We start from the raw sequence: 22,644 nt of genomic DNA on the forward strand, positions 1-22,644 counted from the left end.
TTCATGCCCGAACCTGACAATGACGACAAAGAGCACCGCCGCCGCGACAATTTGACCGAGTTCGTCCGGGCGGAATCTGCCGCCAAGGGCTTCGATCTCTGCCGCATCACGCGCCCGGACGCGATCCCTGAAGCGAAGGAGCGTCTCGGCCAGTTCATCGATGCCGGGCGTCACGGGACGATGGACTGGATGGCGGAGACGCGCGACCGGCGCGGCGATCCCCGCACGCTCTGGAGCGAGGTGCGCTCCGTCGTCGTCTTCGGCCTCAATTACGCGCCGGAAGAAGATCCCCGCGCTATCCTCGACAAGCCGGACAAGGCAGCGATTTCGGTCTATGCCCGCAACCGCGATTATCACGACGTCATCAAGGGCCGGCTGAAGGAGATCGCCACGCGCTTTGCGGCGCGGGCGGGCGCCGATGTGAAGGTCTTCGTCGATACGGCGCCGGTCATGGAGAAACCGCTGGCTGAGGCAGCCGGGATCGGCTGGCAGGGCAAACACACCAATCTCGTCAGCCGCATTCATGGCTCCTGGCTGTTCCTCGGTACGATGTTCACCACCGCGGATCTTGTAGTCGACGCAGCCGAGGCCGATCATTGCGGCTCCTGCCGCGCCTGCCTCGACATCTGTCCGACGGCTGCCTTCCCGGCGCCTTACCAGATCGACGCACGGCGCTGCATCTCCTATCTCACCATCGAGCACAAGGGACCGATCGACGCCGATTTGCGCGGGCTGATCGGCAATCGCATCTATGGCTGCGACGACTGTCTTGCCGCCTGTCCGTGGAACAAGTTCGCAAGCTCCGCCTCCGAGATGAAGCTCAAGGCGCGGGAAGATCTGAAGGAGCCGTCGATCGCCTTTCTGCTGACGCTCGACGATGCCGCCTTCCGCGCCTTTTTCAGCGGCTCGCCGGTGAAGCGGATCGGCCGCGACCGTTTCGTCCGCAACGTGTTGATCGCCGCCGGCAATTCCGGCGACAAGGCGCTCATCGGGCCATCTCGCCTGCTTTCGGACGATCCCTCGCCCGTGGTGCGCGGCATGGCGGTCTGGGCGCTTTCGCGGCTGATGGAGGCTGGCGAATTTGCGGCCCTTGCCGCACAAAGGGCGGATGAGAGGGATGACGACGTCCTGAACGAATGGCGATTGGCGGGAGCGGGCTGATGCATGTGATGATTTTTGGCTGCGGTTATTCCGGCACGGCAATCGCCAAGGCCTTTACCGGCAACGGCGTGCGCGTTTCCGGCACCACGCGCTCACCTGACAAGATGGACACGCTCCGCCGGAACGGCATCGAAGCATTCCTTTTCGACGGGGAGAGCATGGAAGAGGGGCTGCGCCAGGCTTTGGATGGCGTCACTCATCTGGTGCAGTCGATCGCCCCTGGAAAGGCCGACCCGCTGCTGCGGCTGCTCGGTAAAGACGGCGCACGCCTGCTGCCGAAGCTCGAATGGATCGGTTATCTCTCCACCGTCGGCGTCTATGGCGATCACCAGGGCGCCTGGGTGAGTGAGGAAACGCCGTGCCTGCCGGTTTCCGGGCGGTCGACCGAGCGGCTCGAGGCGGAAGAGGGCTGGTTGGCTATGGGCCGGGAGCGCAGCGTGCCGGCGGCGGTGCTTCGCCTTTCCGGCATCTATGGGCCGGGACGCAACGCCTTCTGCAATCTGGACAAGGGCACGGCGCGACGGCTGATCAAGAAGGACCAGGTGTTCAACCGCATCCGCGTCGAGGATATTGGTACGGCGACACGTTTCCTGTCGGAGCGCGGCCTCGGCGGCATCTATAATGTCACCGACGACCGGCCCGGCCCGCCGCAGGATGTGATCGTCGAGGCAGCCCGCCTGATGGGCGTCGACCCGCCGCCGGAGCAGGCGTTCGAAACCGCCGAATTGACGCCGATGGCGCGCACTTTCTACGGCGAAAACAAACGGGTTTCGAATGCGAAACTGAAGGCCGCCGGCTTCGCATTCTCCTTCCCGAACTATCCTATGTCGCTTGCGCAATTGTGGCGGGATGGACGCTGGCGGGGGTAGTAGAACTCAGTCCTGTTTGCGACGGATACGTTCACCCAAAATGAGTAGGAAATTCCTACTTTCGCGCTTTGGCCGGACAATTTTCGCCGCATCTTATGGTTAACGGCCTTTGAATTTGCCCAAATGTGGCAGTAAATATGGCGAAATCGGAAAAATATTTTCGCGATTTTCGTGAACGCCGCGGCGTTAACTATCCCTTCGGAAAATTCGTTCGGATTTTAGCTGATTTTATTAGGTTTTTTCCACGTTTGCGCGCGGCGCGCATTCCTGAAATCCCGACACCACACTCACGAATGTTACAGATTGTAATATTCCGTGAACTGACTCGGCACTTTTTCGCCACTTTTTCACAGATTTAAGCCCCGCCGCCTGCAAGGGCGTGAGTTCAATAGTTGAGGGATACTCTGTTTTGAAGAAATTACGTCGTTCTATTATCGCCGCTGTAACTATTGTAGCCTGTTCTTCCATGCTTCCGGCAGAGGGTTTTGCTGGCAATGGCTGTGGCGGTGCTTCATGGTACGCACTTCGCTCCAAAACTGCTTCCGGGGAACGTATGAACCCTGCCATCTTGACTGCCGCACATCGTTCGCTTGCTTTCGGCACCAAGGTGAAGGTCACCAACCGCAACAATGGCCGCACCGTCATCGTTCGCATCAACGATCGTGGTCCGTTCATCCGTGGTCGTGTGATCGACCTGTCGCGCGCCGCCGCGCAGAATATCGGCATGGTAAGCTCCGGCACTGCGAAGGTCTGCTACCAAGTCGTCAGCTGAGGCCACCACTGACTGCGCCGGAAGCGGCGCTTGCTCTTGCCGTCAATCGCGGTTACCACCCGGTTGAGACTTGTGAACAATTGACTGCGTGACACTCGCGTTTGCGCTGATCGTTCCCACGCCACGGCAATAGGAGACATGTGAATGCGTCTGGGCGGCCGCCTCGAAGGGGCGATTTCTGTGCTCGCGGACATCGATGCCCGCAAGCGGCCCGTCGCCGACGCGCTGAAGGACTGGGGCCTCGCGCACCGCTTCGCCGGCTCCGGCGATCGTGCTGCGATCGGCAACATCGTCTATGACGCACTGCGCATGCGGCTTTCCCACGCCTGGCTGATGGATGACGACAGTGCTGCGGCCATTGCCCATGGCGTCATGTTCCGCCAATGGGGTTTTTCACCTGACCGTCTTGCCACTGAGCTGGCGGACGACAAGTTTGCGCCGGCGCCACTTTCAGCCGACGCCGTCTCTGCCTTTCAAAGCCGCTCGCTCGACGATGCGCCGCCGCATATCCGCGGTGATATTCCAGAATGGGTCCAACCCTCCTTCGAACAGGCCTTCGGCGCCGGCTGGCTCGCCGAGGCACAGGCACTCGCCGCCCGACCGACGCTCGATCTGCGCGCCAACCTGCTCAAAGCCTCCCGCGACAAGGTCGTCAAGGCGCTCGAAAGAGCCAACGCGCATGCAGCGAAGATCGCCCGCTACGGCATCCGGATTGCCGCTGGCGAAGGCGCCTCGCGTCTTCCCAACGTGACTGCCGAGCTTTCGTTCCAAAAAGGTTGGTTCGAAGTTCAGGATGAGGGATCGCAGATCGTCGCCGACCTCGTGCTCGCCCATGATGGCGAACAGGTTCTCGACTATTGCGCCGGCGGCGGCGGCAAGACGCTCGCCATGGCGGCCGCCATGCAGAACAAGGGACAGGTTCACGCCTATGACGCCGACCGCAAACGGCTGGCGCCGATCATCGAGCGGCTGAAGCGGGCGGGCACACGCAATGTCCAGGTGCATGACGACGCCAGGGCGCTCTCCGCCCTTGCCGGACGCTGCGACAAGGTGCTGGTCGACGCACCCTGCACCGGCACCGGCACGTGGCGCCGCCGCCCCGATACGAAGTGGCGGCTGACGGCGAAGAACCTCGACGAGCGCACCGCCCAGCAGCAGGACGCGCTGGCGCAGGCGAGCGGCTTCGTCAAATCCGGCGGCGATCTGATCTATGTGACCTGTTCGGTCCTGCCTCAGGAAAACGAGGAACAGGCACGCCGCTTCACGGCTGACAATCCTGATTTTCAGATCGTCAGCGCCCTGCCCGCCTGGGATCAGCTCTTCGGGAAAGATGCCCCGCGTCCGCATTCGTCCGACGGCCTGACGGTGACGCTGACGCCCGCCTCCACCGATACCGACGGCTTCTTCTTCTGCCGCATGCAGCGGAAGGGCTGACGCGATTTAGCGGAGGCCTCCGCAACTGCCGGTTTTCAAGCAAATGCCGTTCAAAAATGACCGGTTAGCCACGCTGTCCATTCTTAAAATCATTCCAAACTAGAGTGTTTGACACCAGTTTGCTTTTGCGCGAAGAGACGAAGCCCGATTACAGCGCCGCGCGTCTTATCAGACGCGCAAAGGACGCTGTAACACTTTGAATCGACGCATCGTGCTTTCCGAAAATCGATTCCGATTTTCGGGCCGATGCGGTAGACGGAAAATCCGTCACAGGAGAGGATCATGAAGCTCAACCGCAAATTCCGCGCAGCCGTGCTGGCGATCGCCCCCGCCGCCCTGCTCGCCCTTCCCGCGTACGCCGAGACCGATGCTGCTAGCGTGGTGAAACACTATGCCGATGTGGCGCATGCGAAATACGAGGACTCGCTGACGACGGCCAAGGCGCTCGATGCCGCGATCGACGCCTTCCTGAAGGCGCCGACCGACGCGACGCTCAAGGCGGCCAGGGACGCCTGGATCAAGGCGCGTGTCCCCTACCAGCAGACGGAAGTCTATCGCTTCGGCAATCCGATCGTCGACGACTGGGAAGGCAAGGTCAACGCGTGGCCGCTCGATGAAGGCCTGATCGACTATGTCGATGCCTCCTACGGCACCGAGAGCGACGAAAATTCTCTCTATGTGGCAAATGTCATCGCCAACAAGACGATCAAGATCGACGGCAAGGATGTCGACGCCTCCAAGCTGACGCCGGAATTCCTCTCCGGCACGCTGGCCGAGGCCGGCGGCATCGAAGCCAATGTCGCGACCGGCTATCACGCCATCGAATTCCTGCTTTGGGGTCAGGATCTGAACGGCACGGGGCCTGGTGCCGGCGATCGTCCGGCAACCGATTACGACCTCAAGAATTGCACGCACGGCAATTGTGACCGCCGCGCCGAATATCTGAAGTCCGCCTCCACCCTGCTCGTTTCCGACCTGCAGGAAATGACCGACAACTGGAAGCCGGATGGCGCTGCGACGAAGAATGTCGAAGCCGATCCGAAGGCCGGCCTCGTCGCGATCCTGACGGGCATGGGTTCGCTTTCCTACGGCGAGCTTGCCGGCGAGCGCATGAAGCTCGGCCTGCTGCTGCACGATCCGGAAGAAGAGCATGATTGCTTCTCGGACAATACCTACAACTCGCATCTCAACGACGCGATCGGCATCGCTGCCGCCTATACCGGCAACTATACCCGCGTCGACGGCACCAAGCTCAGCGGCCCGTCGCTGCACGATCTGGTGGCCGCCAAGGACAAGGCGCTCGATGCCGAAGTTGAAGGCAAGCTCAACAAGACGCTCGATGCGATGAATGCCATGGCAAAGCGCGGCGAGACCGTCGAAAAGTACGATCAGATGATCGGCGAAGGCAACAAGGAAGGCAACGCCGTCGTTCAGGCCGCTATCGACGGGCTGATCGACCAGACGAAATCGGTGCAGCGCGTTATTGCCGCACTCGATCTCGGCACGGTTCAGCTTGAAGGTTCCGACAGCTTGGATAATCCTAACGCCGTCTTCAAATAAGCAAAAAGGCGGGCCGCTTCGAAAGCCGGAGCGGCCCGGACCCTGAAATGCCATCTATTGCCTCCCTCATTCCTGTGCTCGTCACAAGAATCCAGCCACGGCGCGTCGGCGCCGTGAATGACTCGGTCAAAGGGGAGTCTTCTGCGCCCAAGGACTTGGGCGCACTGGATTCCTGTGACGAGCACAGGAATGAGGGAGCAGAGAGGGAAGCGCGCGCCGGCACCGTTGAGTTTGCCGCTTGGGATCATCGCCTCTTATCAAAACTTCGCCTATCCATCCGTATCGCCGCCTTCGCCACTCTTGCAGGCCCGCCCGCAGCCATCGCCGCCGGTTTCGATCTGCCGACGAAACGCACCGACCTCTCCGAGGCCGATCTGAAACGCGTCGCCGACGTCACCCGGCCGACAGCAGATTTTTCCAAGGCCGAACAATACGAAGCCATGCAGGCCGGTGCGACGACCTCGATCGACCCCGTCACCGAGGACAGCTTCTCGCATATTTCGGCCAACATCCCTTTCGAGGAAGAGCAGAATTTCAAGCTCGGCAATGCGCTTTTCCGCAAGCTCTGGGTGTCCTCTCCCTCCTCGACGCAGGCTTCCGATGGTCTCGGGCCGCTGTTCAACGCCCGCTCCTGCATGAGCTGCCATGTCAATGACGGCCGCGGCAAACCGCCGGAGGGGGGCCTGAGCGCCACCTCGATGTTCCTGCGGCTTTCCCGCGCCGCCACGACACCGGAGGAAGAAAAGGCGGTTGCGCGTGCCGATGTCGTCAATTTTCCCGATCCGGTCTACGGCCATCAGTTGCAGGACCTCGCCGTTCCCGGGCTTGCCGCCGAAGGCAAGATGGCGATCAGCTACAGCGAAGAGAGGGTGAGGCTCGGCGACGGAGAGACCGTGTCGCTGCGCCGGCCGAGTTATGCGGTGACGAACCTTGGCTATGGGCCGCTCGATCCCGCGACGACGATTTCGCCGCGTGTCGCCTCGGCGATGATCGGCCTCGGACTGATCGAGGCCATTCCCGAGGCCGATATCCTTGCCCATGCCGATCCGGATGATGCCGACGGCGACGGCATCTCCGGCAAGGCGGCGGTCGTGCGCGACCACCGCAGCGGCAAGATCGCCCTTGGCCGCCTCGGCTGGAAGGCGCAGAACGCCACGGTGCGCGACCAGAGTGCCGATGCCTTCGCCAATGATATCGGCATCTCGACGCCCGATCACCCGGATGCGCAGGGCGATTGCACCAAGGCGGAAGTGCAATGCCTTGATATGCCGACCGGCGTGCAGCAACGGCTGGGCGCGGAAGAAGCGCCGGGTCCCATTCTCGACCTCGTCACCTTCTATTCCGGAAATCTTGCCGTTCCGGCACGGCGCAAGGCGAGTTTCCCCGAGACGCTGCAGGGCAAGCGGATCTTCTACGAAAGCGGCTGCATTTCCTGCCACGTGCCGAAATTCGTTACCCGGCGGGATACGCCCGACAAAGCGCAGTCGTTCCAGCTGATCTGGCCCTATTCCGACTTTCTTCTGCACGACATGGGTGACGGGCTTGCCGACGGGCAGCAGGTCGGCCTTGCAAGCGGACGTGAATGGCGCACGCCGCCGCTATGGGGTATAGGACTGACCCGGACAGTCAGCGGACACAGCTTTTTCCTGCATGACGGCCGTGCGCGTGATCTCACCGAAGCGATCCTCTGGCATGGCGGCGAAGCTGAAAAAGCCCGCAACGCTTTCTCCTCCCTGCCGAAGGACGACAGGGCGGCCTTGATTACATTCCTGGAGTCACTTTGATGCGCCTTTGGCACCCCCTGCTCTGCCTTACTCTGATCGGCCTCGCCACATCCGCGGCCGCCCAGACGGCCACTCCCCCGGCAGGGCTGAACGAGGATGCCGTTCCCGCCGTCATGCAGCGCGCCGTCGACGAAGTGATCCGTCCCGGCTATCGCAACATGCAGCAATCGGCCGCCCGGCTGACGACAGCGATGAAGGATCTTTGCGCCGACGGTACGCAGCAGACGCTCGACAAGGCGAAATCCGCCTTCGACGATACGATCCGCTACTGGTCGATCATCGAGATCGTCCAGACCGGACCCGTCATCCAGGACAATCTCTTCGAGCACATCCTGTTTTATCCCGACCGCAAGGGCGTCGGCCTCAAGCAGGTGCAGGCGCTGATCGCCAAGGCCGATCCGAAGGATGCGACGGTCGATGCGATCGCCGGCAAGAGTGTTGCGCTGCAAGGCCTGACGGCGCTGGAATACGTGCTCTACGGCAATGGCTCCAACGATCTCGTCGGGCAGAAAAACGGCTTCCGCTGCCTTTACGGCGAGGCGGTCGCCGGCAATATCCAGCGTGAAGCCGGCGAAGTCGTCGCCGCCTGGGAAAAGCCCGACGGCGTGCAGGCGAGCTGGAAACATCCAGGCCCGCAGAGCAACGATTTCATGGACAATAAGGAAGCGGTGACCGCGTTGCTCGGCATTCTCGTCCATGGTGCGGAGAATGTCCGCGACCAGCGGCTGGAGCAGTTCTACAAGGGCAAGGACACCGCGCCGCGGCCGCGCATGGCGATCTACTGGCGCTCCAGGAACACCTGGAAATCGATGGCCGCCAATCTGGAGGGCCTGCGCACGCTCTGGCAGAAGGCCGGCATGGCCGAGCTTCTGCCGCCGGACAAGCAGCCGATCGCCGCCTCGATCGACGAGGACTTCAAATCGCTGCTCGACAGCGTGCCGAAGCTCAATCCCGATATCGACGTCGCCACCAGCGATGCGGAGAAGGCCAAGCTCGATACGCTGCTTGCCGACAGCCGCGACCTGATCACCCGGATCAGCGACGAATATGGCGCAGCCATCGGCCTTTCGGCCGGCTTTTCCTTTTCGGACGGAGACTGAGACGATGATGCAAAGCGCCGCGATCAACCGACGCAGCTTCGTCAAGGCGGCGGGGCTCGGCTTCCTCGCCACCTTGACGCCAAGGTCGCTGATGGCGCTGGAGCGGGCCGATGCGGTCTATGCCTCGGGCATTCGGGCCGCCGACGGCTCCTTTGCCATTGCGACCGTGACCGAGCGCGGCGAGATCGTCGATCAGGTGGCGCTTCCCGCCCGCGCCCACGGCATGGCCTTCAGCGCCAGTACCGGCAAGACTGTCGCCTTTGCACGCCGGCCCGGCACCTATGCGATGATCTTCGATCCCTGGAACAAAAGCGAGCCGATCGTCATCAGCTCCAGGGAAGACCGGCATTTCTACGGCCACGGCGCCTTCTCTCCTGACGGCCGTTTGCTCTACGCCAGCGAGAACGACTTCGACGGTAATCGCGGCATGATCGGCCTCTACGACGCCACCGACCGCCTCACCCGCATCGGCGAATTCGAGACCTACGGCATCGGTCCGCACGACATGACCGTTTCCGACGACGGACGCCTGCTGATCGTTGCCAATGGCGGCATCGAGACGCATCCGGATTTCGGCCGCACCAAGCTCAATCTCGGAGAGATGCAGCCGTCGCTGGCGCTGATCGATGCGGCGACCGGCGCGCTGGTCGAAAAACATGTGCTGCCGGCGGAATGGGCAGAACTCTCCACCCGCCATGTCGATCTCGATGGCGCGGGCCGCATCTGGTTCGCCTGCCAGTATGAAGGCCACCGCAAGGATTTGCCGCCGCTTGTCGGCCATTTCGCCAAGGGGGAGGATCTTTCCTTCATCGACCTGCCGGAGGAGACGACGCGCCGGCTCGCCAATTACGTCGGGGCGATCGCCGTCAATCGCAGCGAAGGTCTCGTCGGCATCACCTCGCCGAAGGGCGGCGCCTCGGTGACCATCGACGCAAGGACGGGCAAGATGCTGGCTGAGACTTCCGTTCCGGATGCGGCGGGCATCGCCCCGGCCAGAAGCGGCTTTGCCGTCTCCTCCTATGACGGCGATTTTCTGTCGACCCGCAGCGACGTCGCCTGGGATCAGCACATCGTGCGGATCTAAATCAGAGAAGCGCAATTCCGGACGCAAAACCGCTGCACACTTTTGCTGGAATTGCTTTAGCCGGCGCGGGAATAGGCTTTCTGTTCGGCGCCGACGCTCGATGCCGCGGCCCTTGCCGCCTCGTGCAGCCAGTCGTTTCCCCGCGCCGTCAAATCCTTCAGGATCGCCGCAGCCGCCGCATCGTCGGAATGGCAATTGGCGATCTCGAAGCCCATCAGTTCGAGCATCGTCGGCGAAAGCAGGATCTCGGGATGCCGGTCGATTTCGATCTTGCAGCTGCTCGGCGAGAGCCGGCGCACAAGGGTGCGGCCGGAAACCCGGTAATGCGGATCGGCTGAGCGCGCCCGCCCATTGGCGATCTCGCTTGCATGGATCGCCACATCCTGCGGGTTGTGGCGAAGCGACCAGGCAGACGGCACCAGCGCCTTTGCCTCGCGCAGCACCGGTCCACCCTGCCATTCGGCATAGGCGACGAAACGCGGCCGGCCGAGGCTGCCGGTGCCGCCGCTGCGTGGCTTCGCCACGAAGGATCCTGACCCCAACGGCAGCGCGTCTGCGAGCGCCTTGACATAGGCTGGTGGTGCCGGCTTCTTGCCGGGCTGCAACATTTCGTATTTCTCCCAGAATTCCCGGCGTTCGGAATTCGGCAGCAACAGCGCCTTGCGCAGCCATTTGTGGTCGCGCTCGAGGATGACGGGCAGCGGATTTTCAAGGCCCCTGCGATAACCACTGAGGATCAGCTCGCCGATCATGCGAACCGAGGGACCGTCGTCGCCGCGGGCCAAGACGGCGCTTGCCGCAAGGCGAACGAGATCAAATGCATAGGGCATCACTGCCGCATCGTCGAAGTCATTAACGCCCCAGACGAGCCGGCCCTCGATATCGCGCCAGGTGCCGAAATTCTCCAGATGCGTGTCGCCGATCGCCAGCACCTGAGGCGCGCCTGTCATTTCCGGGCAGATATCGAGGATGATCTCGCACCAGCGCCAATAGGTGGCGCGCAGGAAGACGAAATCGTCGCTCCGCATCTTCTCGTGCTTCTCCCGGAGATCGTCCTTGACGAGATCGTCGCCGAGTTCGCCGGCCAGCCAGGTCTCGAAATTCCGCACCGATTGCGATATCGTCGTCATGCCGCCGGCGCTCCATCATTTCGCGACCCGATGCGGAGAATACGCGCACCGCGCGAAGCTGCAATCGTCTTCGCATCGGATCGCCACAATCCACCGGTACTGGCCAGCGGTACCGGCCAGCTGTGCCGGCTCGCACGGCGACCGAAAGGCGAAGGGTTGCCCCGGCGACACGGTCCCGGGTTTCCATCGCCGCCCGGACCGATTTCAGCAATGTCCAGCTTGTCGAATGCGGCGCGCCATGCCAATTTCGCGGCTGCAAGAGGGGCAGACATGAGCGAGACTGACAGGGGCGATTTCCGCGCGCGAATCCGCCGTAATTTTGCGCGGCAGGCGGCGATGGAAACGATCGGCGCGGAGCTGACGCGCGTCGAGCACGGCGTCGTCGAGATCGAGCTACCCTTCGACGTCAAACTGACACAGCAGCACGGCATCCTGCATGCGGGCATCATTTCCGCAGCGCTCGATTCGGCCTGCGGCTTTGCCGCCTACAGCGTCATCGACCCGGAGGCCTCGATCCTGACGATCGAGTTCAAGGTCAATCTCATGTCGCCGGGGCGTGGCGATCGTTTCCTGTTTCGCGGGGAAATCACCAAACCCGGCTCCACCATCATCGTCGCCGACGGACGAGGCTACGCGATCAGCGACGGGCCGGCGAAACTCATCGCCTCCATGACCGGAACGATGATGGTGATCCGCGGTAGAGAGGGCATTACGGGATGAAGTTCGAACTGAAATCGGTCGCGGGGAAATCCATCCTTTTCGTCATGGCGGCGGAGGCCGAATACGGTCCCTTCCTGCGTTCGCGCATCGAACCTCTGATGACCGGCGTCGGCCCGGTCGAGGCAGCCATCGCGCTGAGCAAGACATTGGCGCGGCTGGATGCCGTCGACGACCTGCCCGATCTCGTCGTGTCCCTCGGCTCGGCCGGCTCGACGAAACTGGAGCAGACCGAAATCTATCAGGTGACCTCGGTTTCCTACCGCGACATGGACGCCTCGCCGCTCGGCTTCGAAAAGGGCAAGACACCCTTTCTCGACCTGCCGGCAACGCTCGAGCTGCCTCTGCGCATTCCCGGCATTGCCGAAGCAAGCCTTTCCACCGGCGGCAACATCATTTCGGGCGCCGCCTATACGGGCATCGACGCCGACATGGTCGATATGGAGACCTATGCGGTGCTGCGGGCCTGCCAGGGCTACAAACTGCCGCTGATCGGCCTTCGCGGCATTTCCGACGGCGCCGTCGAGCTGCAGCATATTTCCGGCTGGACCGAATATCTGCACATCGTCGACCGCAAGCTCTCTTACGGCGTCGACAGCCTGTTCACGGCGCTGGAGGACGGGGTTTTCTGGTTCTGAGCCCTACAGCGCCGCGCGCCTTGTCAGACGCGCGGGGGACAATCGGAACAATAAAAACCCGATGCCGCCGATTTCCCGGATTGCAAGGCGAGGCGCTTTTCATTAAAGCCTCGCCATGACCCAGACAGCACATCCCGACTCCGTTCTCATCGTCGATTTCGGCAGCCAGGTGACCCAGCTCATCGCACGGCGCGTGCGCGAGGCCGGCGTCTATTGCGAGATCGTTCCCTTCCAATCGGCCGAAGAGGGCTTCAACCGCCTGCAGCCGAAGGCCGTGATCCTGTCCGGCAGCCCGGCTTCCACGGTGGACGAGGGATCGCCGCGAGCGCCCCAGATCATCTTCGACAGCGGCCTGCCGGTGTTCGGCATCTGCTACGGCCAGCAGACGATGTGCATGCAGCTCGGCGGCAAGGTCGAGAGCGGCCATCACCGCGAATTCGGCCGCGCCTTTCTCGAGGTCGACAGGGACTGCCAGCTGTTCGAGGGCCTCTGGTCCTCCGGCTCGCGCCATCAGGTCTGGATGAGCCATGGCGACCGCGTCACCGCGCTGCCGGATGGTTTCGAAGTGGTCGCCACCTCCTCCAACGCGCCCTATGCCTTCATCGCCGACGAGAAGCGCAAATATTACGGCGTGCAGTTCCACCCCGAGGTCGTGCATACGCCTGATGGCGCCAAGCTGATCGGCAATTTCATTCATAACATCGCCGGCATCAAGGGCGACTGGTCGATGTCGGCCTATCGCCAGAAGGCGGTCGAGCAGATCCGCGCGCAAGTGGGCGACAAGCGCGTCATCTGCGCGCTTTCGGGCGGCGTCGACAGCTCCGTCGCAGCGCTCTTGATCCACGAGGCCGTCGGTGACCAGCTGACCTGCATCCTCGTCGACCACGGGCTGATGCGCAAGGATGAGGCGGCCGGCGTCGTCGCCATGTTCCGCGAGCACTACAATCTGCACCTGCTGCACGTCGATGCCGCCGATCGCTTCATCGGCGAACTCGAAGGCGTCAGCGACCCGGAAACCAAGCGCAAGATCATCGGCCGGCTGTTCATCGAAACCTTCGAGGAAGAGGCAAAGAAGCTCGGCGGCGCCGATTTCCTCGGCCAGGGCACCCTTTATCCCGACGTGATCGAGAGCGTTTCCTTCACCGGCGGCCCGTCGGTGACGATCAAATCGCACCACAATGTCGGCGGCCTGCCGGAGCGCATGAAGATGCAGCTCGTCGAGCCGCTGCGCGAGCTCTTCAAGGACGAGGTGCGCGCGCTTGGCCGCGAGCTCGGCCTGCCCGACAGCTTCATCGGCCGCCACCCCTTCCCAGGCCCCGGCCTTGCGATCCGCTGCCCCGGCGGCATCACCCGCGAAAAGCTGGAGATCCTGCGCGAAGCCGATGCGATCTATCTCGACGAAATCCGCAAAGCCGGCCTCTACGACGCCATATGGCAGGCCTTCGCCGTGCTGCTCCCCGTCCAGACCGTTGGCGTCATGGGCGACGGGCGCACCTATGAATTCGTCTGCGCGTTGCGCGCCGTCACCTCGGTCGACGGCATGACGGCGGACTTCTACCACTACGACATGGAATTCCTCGGCCGCGCCGCGACCCGCATCATCAACGAGGTGCGCGGCATCAATCGCGTGGTTTATGATGTGACGAGCAAGCCGCCCGGCACGATCGAGTGGGAGTGAGGGGAGTACCGCCGTCAGGCCCACCCCAACCTTCACGACTTTGTGGCCTTCAAATATTCGGTCGCGCGCTGCTCGAAGATGTTAGAGCGCCGTGAGTCCTTTCGGACGCACGAAGGACGCTCTAACACTTTGAATCTACGCATCGTGCTTTAACTCTTTGTCTTTACGCATGTCGTTATCGCAAAACCGCTGCACACTTTTGCGCGACATGCTTTAGCGCGCGCGACCAGTTCTCGGCGTCGATCACGCGATCATAGATCGATTACTGCTCCTTCTTGAGCAAATCCTGGAAGATGAGCTGGCCCCAAGTGCGGCCGCGTGCGTGCACCAGCGCGCCACCCTCGTTGAGCTTTCCCAGCTCGACGGGTGCGAACCCCAGTTGCTTGGCCAAATCCGCCACGGGAGCGATCGCGTCCTCGTCGTCGCTCGACAGAAAGACGACCCGGTGGCCGCCCTCGACGATCGGATCGGCAGCCAGGGTGGCGGCAATCAGGTGATTGAACCCTTTCACGAACTTGGCGCCGGTGAACGATTTCGCGACGAAGGCGGAGGACGGGAGGCCGTCCAGCTCTTCAGGGACGGGAAATGCGTTCATCGCATCGATGACCGTCTTGCCTTTCCAGCTCGGCAAGGCCTTCGCAACCTCGCGATGCTCCCCGAACGGGACCGCCAGGATGATCGTGTCGGCCTCGAGTGCGTCCCGCAGCGACTTGGCGACGACCGTGGGTCCAATCGCCCGAGCCTGCGGCGCCAACGCCTCGGGCGGCCGGCGGCTCGCGACGGTCACCTCGATGTTTTTACGGGCGAAGGCGTGGGCGAGGGCCTGGCCTATCTTACCGAATCCTACAATTGCGTAGCTCATAAATGCTTCTCCGATATTGTGTTGATATTGATTTCCTGGCCCTGAACGGCGCTGGGTTATCTACCGAGCCCTACGGAGCTCCGAAAAAATCGAATGGAGCGCCTGGCCAGGTGCAGCGCGTCAGAGTTGCGCAAGGCCGCCGTCAACCGCGACCTCGCTGGCGGTCATGAAGCTGCTGTCCGACGACGCGAGAAAGGCAGCCGCCGCCCCGATCTCCGCCGGATCGGCCATACGCTGGAGCGGCGTCATCGCCCCGTAGGCCTTCTGGCCTTCCTCGCCCAGCGCCTCCTTCGCAAGTTCGGTCGCCGTCGCCCCGGGTGACAGCACGTTTACCCGGATGCCGGTGCCCTTCAGGTCCTCCGCCCAGGTCCGCGCGAGGTTGCGTACTGCCGCCTTGCTTGCGCTGTAGGCCGTAAATCCCGGTGCGCCCGTGGTGCCGGCGCTCGATCCGGTCAGGATGATCGAACCGCCCTGGCCCATCAGCGGCAGCGCCTTCTGGACCGTGAAGATCGTACCTTTCACATTGGTGTCGAAGGTTTCGTCAATGTGCTCGGCGGTGATCTTGCCGAGCGCAAGCTGGCTTCCCGCCCCGGCATTGGCGAAGACGATATCCAGGGTTCCACGCTCGGCCTTCACCGCCCCGTAAAGCCGGTCGAGGTCGGCCAGATCGGAGACCGAGCCCTTCACCGCGCGAGCATTGGGCCCGAGGTCGGCCACAGCGGCGTCGAGCGCTTCCTGCCGGCGGCCGAAGATGAAGACGAAGGCGCCCTCCTCGATGAACCGCTTTGCTGCGGCGCGGCCGATGCCGGTAGCGCCACCGGTGATCACGGCGGTCTTTCCATTCAGTCTGTTCATGTCATGCATCCTTTGATCATTCGGGGACGCCCCCGAGACCGTCGAAATGGGTCCGCCGGCATCAGTTGTTGAGTGCGGAAGTGCGCACATCGGTGGTGCAAAATCGATCCGGCTGGAAGACCGACGCCAGTCGCGACGATCGGTGTCCGCCGTTCGGAATTTGGCCGCTATCGTCGACGCAAGCTGGGATGACCGCCCGTACTGCTGTACGATTCGTTCGATACGAGCTTTGGAAGACGCACCGCGCGGTGCAGGATTGCACCATGATCGACTGGGATGACATTCGCTACTTTCTTGCCGTGGCGCGCGGAGGCTCAGTGCGGGCTGCCGCCGAGGGCCTCGGGGTGTATCACTCGACCGTGCTGCGACGCATCGCACAGCTCGAGGAACGCCTCGGGGCGCAGATGTTCGAAAAGCTGCCTTCGGGCTACCGCCTGACGGCTGCGGGCGAGGAGGTCCTTGAGCTCGCGAACCAGATGGAAGCGTCGTCGCACCAGCTGGAGACGCGCGTCTTCGGGCGCGACCAGAGCGTGCGCGGGCTTCTGCGGGTGACGTTGGCTCCGACCCTCGCGACACACCTGCTCATGCCGGATTTCGCCGATTTCGCGCGTCTGCATCCTGATATCGAGATGGAAATCGTGTCGTCCGGCGAGCTGGCAAATCTGACCAACCGAGAGGCCGACGTGGCGATCCGCGTCGTCTACGACCGTAAAACTCTGCCGCTCAATCTTCACGGCCTGAAGGGACCGGAGGTGTTCGGCGGCGTCTACATGTCCTGCGATCGACTAGCCGCTTGGCGTGCGGGTGCGCCTGATCCGATCCGGTGGATCGTCATCAGCATTCATGGCATTCCGGATTGGGCCAGCGAGGGTGAGGTTCGCACCACGGGGGTTCCATTCAGGACCACGGACGGCGAGGCGCAGATCGTTGCTGTACGGCAAGGGCTCGGGATCACGACACTGCCCTGCTTCGTCGGAGATGCCGACCCCCACCTGGCGAGGGTACCGGGCACCGACCTGCACATGTACGGAACGCTCTGGCTTCTCACACAGGGAGAGACACGCAAGACGAAGCGCGTGCGGCTCTTCACGGAGTTCGTATCCCACAGGCTCGCCGCATACGCTCCGCTTCTCACGGGGCTGTCCATATCGCGCGACTGACGGCGACGGACTTCACCATCGCTGACGGTCTTTTTGGCAGGCTGGAGACGCCGCTTTTGCGGAGAGCTCGAAGGAAAATAGACCAACCGATATCGATAGTCTTTGAAACCGAGCAAATCGCGGACCGCCGAAATTCTCCTTCCTCGCTCTCGCCTGTTGATGTTGGATCTCGCAGCTTCAGACAGCGCCTGGCTTTTTGTGCGTCTAAGCCTGCACGACCGAAGCGCTTCGCGGAAGCGCGATGAAATAGACGAGCAGCCCTGCAGCGGTCAGCACAAATCCGGCAAGTGGTGAAAAGAGGACGCTGTATCCCGCAGCGATGACCAGTCCACCGCCCCAAGCCCCAAGCGCATTCGCGACATTGAGGGCCGCCAGGTTCATCGCCCCCATCAGTGTCGGGGCTTCCGGTGCAAAATGCGTCATCCGCACCTGAATGGTTGGAATCGCCGCCATCATCGCAGCACCCACGCCGAAGAGGCAGGGCATGAAAACCCATGCGTTCGTCCCAAAGCACGACAAGATAACAAGGAGGATGAGCGTTATCCCGTACCCAAGGATGAGGCCGCGAAACGCAAAAGTGTCTGCGAACTGACCACCGACAGCGTTGCCGACCGTCATGCCAACGCCAAAGACACCAAGCGCAAGGGGGATCGTGGATTGATCGAGCTGCACCACATCGGTCACCAATGGTCCGATAAAGGCGTAGACCGCAAAAATGCTTGATATTCCGAGCGCCGCAACCGCGATCATTGCCCAAACACTCCATCGACGAAGCCCGGATAACTCATGGAGAACCGAGCCTCCGTTAAGGGCATCCGTGCGCGGCACGAACAGGAACAGCGCAAGAAACGCAACTGCGCCGAGCGCGGCCATGGCGAGATAGGTGTTCCGCCACCCGAGCGTCTGACCAAGGAAGGTTGCCAAGGGCGAACCGAAGATCGTTGCGATCGTCAGTCCGGTCATGACCAGCGCGAAAGCCTTTCCGGCGCGGTCTGCGCCGAAGAAATAGGCCGCGACAACCGCTCCCGCTCCAAAATAAGCGCCTTGCGGCACGCCGCTTATGAACCGGGCGGCCGCAAACAGGCCGATATTGCTCGCCATCGACGAGAGGACGTTGCCAACTACCCATAGCGCCATCAGACACAGCAGCAAAGTCCGACGATTGAGTCTGGCCGCGACAAGCGTGGCGAGCGGCGCGCCAAGGACGACGCCGAAAGCATATCCGGTAATCGCATTCGTCGCCGTTGGAATATCGATGCCGAAGTCTTCGGCATATAATTGTATGATGCCCATGCTGGCGAATTCTGACGTTCCGATGCAGAAACTGCCCAGCGCTAGCGAGAAAAGAGCCAGCGCCTGGCTCTCATGGTGAGCACTGGACGGGGCAAACTTCGTTGCCTGGCATTGCGCTTCGTAGGCCTTTCCAAACATCGACCGATCTCCAATCCGGTGGGTGCACGAGGCATAATTTTAGAAGATGCGCCGGCGCTAGCGCTTGAAGACGATCATCTTCTCCGCGGTCATTTCGCGGGCCGTAAAGGGAATGCCGCCGACGCCGTAACCGGATTCGCGCCGGCCGGCAAAAGGCATCCAATCGGTGCGGAACGCGCTGTGATCGTTCACCATCACCGCCGAAGCGTCGAGCTTCTCGGCCGCGTTGAACGCGACAGCCAGATCGCGTGTGAAAATGCTCGCCTGAAATGCTACCGGCAGGGAATTTGCTGCAGCAATCGCATCCTCGACCTCGTCATATCCGTAGATGCAGGTGACAGGCCCGAAAATCTCATGCGTCGAGACCTTGGTGTCGCGCGGCGGATCGACGAGTATGGCCGGCTTGAGCGTGGTATCGCTCAGGCGTCCACCGCCGATCCGACGGGCTCCTGCCGTTGCGGCTTCATCGATCCACGTCTCGACCCGCGTGGCTTCGGCAGGCGTGATCAGGGGGCCGACCTCTGTTTCGGCGCGGGTGGGATCGCCGACACGGAGCTGCTCGACCCGCGCGGCGAACCGCTCGATGAAAGCCTCCTTGAGTTCGGCGTGTACATAAATGCGCTGGACGGACACGCATACCTGGCCAGCATGATAATAGCCGCCTTTGGCAAGGGGCTCGATGATCGCGTCGAGATCGGCACTCCGGTCGACAATGACGGGCGCGACGCCGCCGTGCTCAAGGGCGCAACGGGTGCCCGGAGCCAGGTTTGCGCGCAGGCGCCAGCCCACTTCCGCTGACCCGATGAAGCTCAGGAACGCGATGCGCGCGTCGCTCGCAAACGCGCTTGACAGAACGCGACTTTCGGGAAGGAAGGCCTGCACCCAGCCCTCCGGCATCCCGGCCTCATGAACCAGCTTGACCAGTTCGAGACAACAAAGCGGCGTAGCTGCAGCCGGCTTGATGATGACGGGGCAGCCGGTTGCAATCGCCGGTGCCATCTGATGGACGATGAGATTGAGCGGGTGATTGAAGGCGGAAATGGCGGCCACGACACCGATCGGCTCCTGAATCGTCCAGGCACGTCGATTGTCACTTGCCTGCGTAAGGCCCATCGGGATCTCGACGCCACCGCGGGTGCGCAGCACATCGGCAGCATTACGAATGCCGTCGATCGCGCGGTCGGTCTCGACGAGCGCGTCGGTGTAGGGCTTGCCGCCTTCGCATGCGATGCGCTTGGCGAAGACCTCGCGCTGCAGCGCGACAAGGTCCGCGAGTCTCCGCAGCACTGCCATGCGTTCATGCGGCGCAAGCCAGTCGTTGCGATTCAGAAAGCGTGCGCGCGCAGTCTCGAGCTTCGATTCCAAGGCCGCAGCATCGTCCGTCGGCAGATCGGCGATATGTTTCCGATCAAAGGCTTGCACCACTTCAAGCATGAATGTTCTCCGATCCTCGACAGGACTACGACACGGCTACCGCCTCGAGTACCAGCGCCGACCGCTCTGTCAGCGAAGGAATGCGCGCCAGATAATCCTGGTAGTGCGGCGTCCGGCGATGCGCCTCCACCGCCTCACCGTCGCAATAGAGCTCATCCAGAACGTAGCGCTCGGGAACGGCCTGGTCTCGCCAGACATCCCAGCGCAGATTGCCGGGTTCGGCTCTGCAAAGCGGTGCCATGCCGACAAGCAGTGATCGCAGGTCGGCGGCTTTGCCGGGGTGAGCAGTAAGGACGGCAGTGATTTTGGCCGGCGATTGAGTCATGCGATAGGCTCCCGATAAAATGCGCAAGTGCACTCGTTTGAGCGGACGGAGCGAGAAGCTACGAGCGCGGTCGCGGTATGGGGGCACGGCAGAATGTTTCAGCCTGCGTCTCATCAATTCACGCCGGAACGGCAGCCCGTTTGAGGGCGGCGACCAGTTCTTTTCCCAGCGGTCCCGCCGAGGCGGGGTTCTGGCCGGTGATAAGGCGGCCATCAACGATGACGTGAGGTTCCCAGTTGGATGCAGAGGAGTATTCGGCACCCTCCGCCCTTAACGCATCTTCAAGTTCGTAAGGTACGTCATCGCGGGCGTAGTCGTACTCTTCCTTCTTCGAGAACGACGTAAGCTTCTTGCCGCGCACGAACGGCGTGCCATCACCGAGGTCGACGCTGAGCAGCGCGCACGGACCGTGACAAACAGCGGTTACGAGCTTTCCGGTGGTCCAGGCGCGCACGATGGCCTTCTGGACATCCGCGTTACGCTGGATGTCGACCATGGGCCCGAGGCCACCGGGCACCAGGATGGCGTCGTAGTCCGCAGCGTCCACTTCGGACAACTTTCGGCTATGATTCAGGCGACGGAAGGCCTTGCTCTCGAGAAACTCTTTTTGGGCGGGGTCTTTCTCGTCGTACGCGTCGTAGGGCGTCCATCCGCCGGCGGGAGACGCGAACTCAACGGCGATCCCCGCCTTGTCGAGCACGTCGAAAGGATGAGCGACCTCGGCGAAAAAGAAGCCGGTCTTGCGACTGTGCGGACCGATCACGGCTGCGTTGGTGACGATGAACAGGACATGCTGGGTCACGATCTTCTCCTTGAATTGTGATGCGTTCAAAGATTGGGTTTCATTCGGACATGAAGTCACTTGTGGCGCAGGATACTTGGCGCAGCAGTAATCCGGTCTCGTTGCGCCCTCACGCTGTCAGAACGTCACGACGGCACGCCCAACGATTTTATTGTCGCGCATCAGGTCGATATATTCGTTGATGTCGTCGAAGGAGATCGTCTTGATCGTGTGCTGGATTTTGCCTTCGGCCGCGAGCGCCATTACCTCGGTGAGATCTGCGTTGTTGCCCCAGAACGACCCGTGGAAAGTCTGTTCGCCCGACACACGCGGGAACAACGGGATATCGATGCGATCGCCGATGAACCCGACATCGGCATAGTGGCCGCTGATCGCCAGCCGCGAGAAGGCGAGCTGCATCATCTCGGTCGCGCCGGCGCAATCGATGATCGCATCGAACTTGTCCTGGCCAGTGGCTTTCTTGAGCTCCTTGCCAACGTCCTCGGAGGACTTGCCCTCTATGGCGATGATATGATCCGCGCCATATTTCTTGGCCACCTGCAACTTTTCTTCATTGCGGGCGACTGCGACGACCGGACCGCCGGCGCCAAGCAATTTGGCATATTGGACGGCGTACGCTCCGAGCCCGCCAATGCCGAACACACCGATCACCCGATCCGGGCCGAGGCCACCGGCGTTACGGATTTTCTTGAGGCCGCGGTAGGGCGTCAGCCCGGCGTCGGTCAGCGGCGCGAGTTGCTCGAACTTCAGGTGTTTCGGCACCTTGATCACATAGCGTGCCGGTACCGGGATATACTCCGCGAAGCCACCATCGGGGCCGAAGCCGGGCCAACGGACATTGGGACAGATGTGCGTGTCGCCAACCATGCAATGGCGGCAGACACCGTCGCCCCAACCGGGTGCGACCACCACGTGATCGCCTTCCTCGATACCAGCAGCCTTTGGCACGACGCTGCCGATTTTCTCGATCGTGCCTGTAATTTCATGGCCGGGAATGACCGGTGGGGGGATATCGCCATAGCCCTGGAAGAAGCCGTCGATCAGCAACACATCCGACCGGCACATGCCACAGGCAGCAACCTTCACCAGTACCTCGTCGGGTTGAATATCGGGGACCGGTATATCCTCGAGAACCAGGGCCTTTTTATACTCCAAGATACGCGCTGCTTTCATCGCAAGTCTCCCTACGGTTTCGCATTTGGTGAAATTGCTTCTGCTGCCGCCACGGCGACCGCGATGTCCTGCTCGACCGAACCGGCGCTGGTGCCGACCGCGCCGATGATCTGGTCGTCGTACTTTACCGGCAGGCCACCGCCGAAGATCACGACATTGCCGCCATTGCTCTGTTCGATCCCGAACAGCGGTGCGCCGGGCTGAGCGAGCTCGGCAAGATATTCCGTCGTCTTGTCGAACAAGCGCGCTGTCTTCGCCTTACCGATCGCAAGATCGATGCTCCCGGCGAGCGCACCGTCCTGGCGGGTGAATGCGATCAGCGCGCCTCCGGCATCGACCACCGCGATATTGTAGGGGATGCCGAGGTTGGCTGCCTTGGCCTCGCCGGCCTGCAGCATCTGCTTCGCATCCGACAGCGTCAGTGTGTTGAGCGTGCGAGGCATGCGGCCGTTCCTTCCATCCGGTTTCCGCTCTGTCAGTCCGACACGAGCGCTACCGGGAATGGCCCCCGGAGGTAGAGCGCCCAAATGCCTGAATGTTTTCGTGCCGACCGACTTGCGCCCGGACCAACCGGCTCAGCCTTTTCTCAAGTTGGCCTGGGAACGTAAATAGCATCGAGGCGCTGGCGGCGCCGGTTAAAAAAGGTAAATTTGATGCAGCCGTGGAGATTACTTC

General features: G+C 62.2%; 21 protein-coding genes. 12 read left to right on the forward strand and 9 right to left on the reverse strand.

What is annotated here, in order from left to right:
• Positions 1-3 precede the first annotated feature (3 nt).
• From queG to OLZ32_RS14770, 8 genes are all read left to right on the forward strand, one after another.
• A complete protein-coding gene (gene queG / locus OLZ32_RS14735; protein WP_264421565.1) occupies positions 4-1,161 on the forward strand; it encodes a tRNA epoxyqueuosine(34) reductase QueG in 1,158 nt (385 codons plus the stop codon).
• The gene (locus OLZ32_RS14740; protein ID WP_264421567.1) at positions 1,161-2,030 is read left to right on the forward strand and encodes an SDR family oxidoreductase; all 870 of its coding nucleotides are present in this window, start codon (positions 1,161-1,163) and stop codon (positions 2,028-2,030) included. The genes queG and OLZ32_RS14740 overlap by 1 nt, the downstream gene beginning before the upstream one ends.
• Before the next feature lie 409 nt (positions 2,031-2,439).
• Entirely contained in the window at positions 2,440-2,802 is a 363-nt protein-coding gene (locus OLZ32_RS14745) for a septal ring lytic transglycosylase RlpA family protein (protein WP_264421569.1), read from the forward strand.
• Between the two features lie 144 nt (positions 2,803-2,946).
• The gene (locus OLZ32_RS14750) at positions 2,947-4,236 is read left to right on the forward strand and encodes an RsmB/NOP family class I SAM-dependent RNA methyltransferase (RefSeq protein WP_264421571.1); all 1,290 of its coding nucleotides are present in this window, start codon (positions 2,947-2,949) and stop codon (positions 4,234-4,236) included.
• A 282-nt stretch (positions 4,237-4,518) separates the two neighbouring features.
• A complete protein-coding gene (locus tag OLZ32_RS14755) occupies positions 4,519-5,796 on the forward strand; it encodes an imelysin family protein (RefSeq protein WP_003544713.1) in 1,278 nt (425 codons plus the stop codon).
• 47 nt (positions 5,797-5,843) lie between these two features.
• On the forward strand, positions 5,844-7,580 hold the full coding sequence (locus tag OLZ32_RS14760) for a di-heme oxidoreductase family protein (protein WP_264421573.1): 1,737 nt from the start codon (positions 5,844-5,846) through the stop codon (positions 7,578-7,580).
• Positions 7,580-8,680 carry an imelysin family protein gene (locus OLZ32_RS14765; protein ID WP_264421575.1) on the forward strand — a complete coding sequence of 367 codons (1,101 nt, stop codon included), beginning with the start codon at positions 7,580-7,582 and terminating at the stop codon, positions 8,678-8,680. Before OLZ32_RS14760 ends, OLZ32_RS14765 begins: the two co-directional genes overlap by 1 nt.
• 4 nt (positions 8,681-8,684) lie before the next feature.
• Positions 8,685-9,764 (forward strand): DUF1513 domain-containing protein, encoded by a 1,080-nt coding sequence (locus tag OLZ32_RS14770; RefSeq protein ID WP_264399657.1) that lies wholly within the window; start codon positions 8,685-8,687, stop codon positions 9,762-9,764.
• A gap of 56 nt (positions 9,765-9,820) precedes the next feature.
• On the opposite strand, the gene OLZ32_RS14775 is transcribed toward OLZ32_RS14770, so the two are convergent.
• Complete coding sequence (locus OLZ32_RS14775) at positions 9,821-10,894, reverse strand: DUF2252 domain-containing protein (protein WP_264421577.1); 1,074 nt, start codon at positions 10,892-10,894, stop codon at positions 9,821-9,823.
• Positions 10,895-11,164: 270 nt separating this feature from the next.
• Between OLZ32_RS14775 and OLZ32_RS14780 the strand changes: the two genes are divergently transcribed.
• The 3 genes from OLZ32_RS14780 (at position 11,165) to guaA (ending at position 13,927) form a co-directional block, all read left to right on the forward strand.
• The gene (locus OLZ32_RS14780) at positions 11,165-11,614 is read left to right on the forward strand and encodes a PaaI family thioesterase (protein ID WP_003544704.1); all 450 of its coding nucleotides are present in this window, start codon (positions 11,165-11,167) and stop codon (positions 11,612-11,614) included.
• Entirely contained in the window at positions 11,611-12,249 is a 639-nt protein-coding gene (locus OLZ32_RS14785) for a 5'-methylthioadenosine/S-adenosylhomocysteine nucleosidase (RefSeq protein ID WP_264421579.1), read from the forward strand. Before OLZ32_RS14780 ends, OLZ32_RS14785 begins: the two co-directional genes overlap by 4 nt.
• 115 nt (positions 12,250-12,364) lie before the next feature.
• On the forward strand, positions 12,365-13,927 hold the full coding sequence (gene guaA / locus OLZ32_RS14790; protein ID WP_003544702.1) for a glutamine-hydrolyzing GMP synthase: 1,563 nt from the start codon (positions 12,365-12,367) through the stop codon (positions 13,925-13,927).
• Positions 13,928-14,189: 262 nt separating this feature from the next.
• Here the strand turns inward: guaA and OLZ32_RS14795 are convergent, their stop codons facing one another.
• Positions 14,190-14,789, reverse strand: coding sequence for an NADPH-dependent F420 reductase (locus OLZ32_RS14795; RefSeq protein WP_264421582.1), 600 nt, complete (start codon positions 14,787-14,789; stop codon positions 14,190-14,192).
• 120 nt (positions 14,790-14,909) lie between these two features.
• Positions 14,910-15,644, reverse strand: a complete 735-nt coding sequence (locus OLZ32_RS14800; protein WP_003544700.1) for an SDR family NAD(P)-dependent oxidoreductase — start codon at positions 15,642-15,644, stop codon at positions 14,910-14,912.
• Between the two features lie 263 nt (positions 15,645-15,907).
• On the opposite strand from OLZ32_RS14800, the gene OLZ32_RS14805 reads away from it, so the two are divergent.
• Entirely contained in the window at positions 15,908-16,804 is an 897-nt protein-coding gene (locus OLZ32_RS14805; RefSeq protein ID WP_130817009.1) for a LysR family transcriptional regulator, read from the forward strand.
• 204 nt (positions 16,805-17,008) lie between these two features.
• Here the strand turns inward: OLZ32_RS14805 and OLZ32_RS14810 are convergent, their stop codons facing one another.
• The 6 genes from OLZ32_RS14810 to OLZ32_RS14835 form a co-directional block, all read right to left on the reverse strand.
• Complete coding sequence (locus OLZ32_RS14810) at positions 17,009-18,235, reverse strand: MFS transporter (protein WP_264421586.1); 1,227 nt, start codon at positions 18,233-18,235, stop codon at positions 17,009-17,011.
• A gap of 57 nt (positions 18,236-18,292) precedes the next feature.
• Positions 18,293-19,669, reverse strand: coding sequence for an aldehyde dehydrogenase family protein (locus OLZ32_RS14815; protein WP_264421588.1), 1,377 nt, complete (start codon positions 19,667-19,669; stop codon positions 18,293-18,295).
• A 25-nt stretch (positions 19,670-19,694) separates the two neighbouring features.
• A complete protein-coding gene (locus tag OLZ32_RS14820; RefSeq protein WP_264421590.1) occupies positions 19,695-19,994 on the reverse strand; it encodes a putative quinol monooxygenase in 300 nt (99 codons plus the stop codon).
• Positions 19,995-20,112: 118 nt separating this feature from the next.
• On the reverse strand, positions 20,113-20,796 hold the full coding sequence (locus OLZ32_RS14825) for a type 1 glutamine amidotransferase domain-containing protein (RefSeq protein WP_264399660.1): 684 nt from the start codon (positions 20,794-20,796) through the stop codon (positions 20,113-20,115).
• Positions 20,797-20,913: 117 nt separating this feature from the next.
• Complete coding sequence (locus tag OLZ32_RS14830) at positions 20,914-21,969, reverse strand: NAD(P)-dependent alcohol dehydrogenase (RefSeq protein WP_130824112.1); 1,056 nt, start codon at positions 21,967-21,969, stop codon at positions 20,914-20,916.
• 11 nt (positions 21,970-21,980) lie between these two features.
• Complete coding sequence (locus OLZ32_RS14835; RefSeq protein ID WP_003544692.1) at positions 21,981-22,412, reverse strand: GlcG/HbpS family heme-binding protein; 432 nt, start codon at positions 22,410-22,412, stop codon at positions 21,981-21,983.
• Between the last annotated feature and the right edge of the window lie 232 nt (positions 22,413-22,644).

Source organism: Rhizobium acaciae, from assembly GCF_025941625.1.
Lineage (GTDB): Bacteria > Pseudomonadota > Alphaproteobacteria > Rhizobiales > Rhizobiaceae > Rhizobium > Rhizobium acaciae.